The 1,446-nt window shown below is 75.4% G+C and carries 2 protein-coding genes; both read right to left on the bottom strand.

Features of this window, described 5'->3' with window-relative positions:
- The coding region (locus tag MXD58_RS27490) for an SAM-dependent chlorinase/fluorinase (protein WP_250610964.1) at window positions 1-379 on the bottom strand (379 nt) is incomplete at its 3' end.
- Window positions 376-864 (bottom strand): DUF3099 domain-containing protein, encoded by a 489-nt coding sequence (locus MXD58_RS27485; protein WP_248840700.1) that lies wholly within the window; start codon window positions 862-864, stop codon window positions 376-378. The genes MXD58_RS27485 and MXD58_RS27490, both read right to left, overlap by 4 nt.
- Window positions 865-1,446 lie beyond the last annotated feature (582 nt).

The raw sequence follows: 1,446 nt of genomic DNA, 5'->3' as shown, positions 1-1,446 counted from the left end.
CGTCGCGGCCGTGGAACGTCGCGGGCACGCCGGCCGGCACGGGCAGGCTGACCGCGGTCCTGATCCCGCCGAGGCGCTCGGCGGCGTCGATGAGCAGGCCGTTGTCCGGCCCGACCAGGTCGCCACCGGCCGCCCGCAGCGCCACCGCCCGCCGCGAGGTGCCGACCCCGGGATCCACGACGGCGAGATGGACCCCGCGGGGCAGCGAGCCGACCGTCTGGGCGAGCACGGTCGCCGCCCGGCGCACGTCGCCGGGGGGAACCAGATGGGTGACGTCGATGATCCGCGTGTCCGGCGCGGCGCGCAGGATCACGCCATGGCAGGCCGCGACGAAGCCGTCCGCGAGACCGTAGTCGGTGGTGAAGCTAACGACGTTCACCGCGCCGACGCGGAACCCGCACCCGGTTCGGTACCGACCGCTCCGGCTGCACTGCCCGCGCCGGCCGACTCGGCCGTGCCGCCCGCCGCGGGCGGCCCGTCGGTGGGGGTCGGTGTGGGCCGGCCGGGGGTGCCGTGGACCCAGCCCTGCTCGTCGACCCAGCCCTCGCTGTCGACGACGGTGTGCGGATCGGCGCTCAGCGCCGCCGGGGCCTGCGCGACCGTCTGCTGCGGGTCGAAGGTGACCGGCTGTTGGCGTTCGGGCGCCGGGGGGCCGTTCGCGACGACGACGGCGATCCAGGGCATCACGACGGCGATCGCGACGGCGACGAAGCGCAGCCAGCCGTGGAAGGCGACGACCGCGAACACGAGACACACCACCCGGAAGGCCATGGAGGCCAGGTAGCGCAGCTCCCGGCGGTGGATGTCCGACTCCCGGGACCGGCTGGCAGACGTGATCAGCACTGTCCGCCGCCTGGATCTCACGCGTGCACCTCGCTGCTTCGGCCTGCCCGGCAGGAACATCGGCGCTCGCGGGCGGGCTGGGTGACTGACCCGTCCCGCCCGTCCTCGCCTGCCCCCCAATATCCTCCTCGGCAGCCGGCGAGGGAAACGACGTGCGCGGGTCGACACCGCTCCCGCCCGGCGGCGCGGGGTCCGGATGGCCCGCCCCAGGCCCGCCGATCGACCCCGCACCAATCTGTGCGGGAACGTTCACGTATCAGTCGGCTGGTCGTCCGCGGGACGGCCTGCTGCCCTGCCACCGTGCTCGTGTGCGCGTAGCCGTGATCACCGAGTCGTTCCTCCCGCACGTCGACGGGGTGACGAACACGGTGTGCCGAGTCCTGGAACATCTGCGTGACCACGGCCACGAGGCGATGGTCGTCGCCCCGGCCCCGGCGCCGGCGGCCCGGCGCACCCGCGGGGGCCCCCGGCCCCCCGGGGGGCCCCCGCGCGGGGGGGGTGGTGGAGGGGGCCGGCAGGGGGGGGCCCAAGGCAGGTGACGCCACGTTCCTCGCCGAACTGAACCGCGCCGCCTCCTACAGCGGCTGGCAGAACAGTGCCGGG

It is taken from the genome of Frankia sp. AgKG'84/4 (assembly GCF_023242965.2).
In the GTDB taxonomy this organism is placed as follows: Bacteria; Actinomycetota; Actinomycetes; order Frankiales; family Frankiaceae; genus Frankia.
This window is presented reverse-complemented; position numbering and strand designations above follow the sequence as displayed.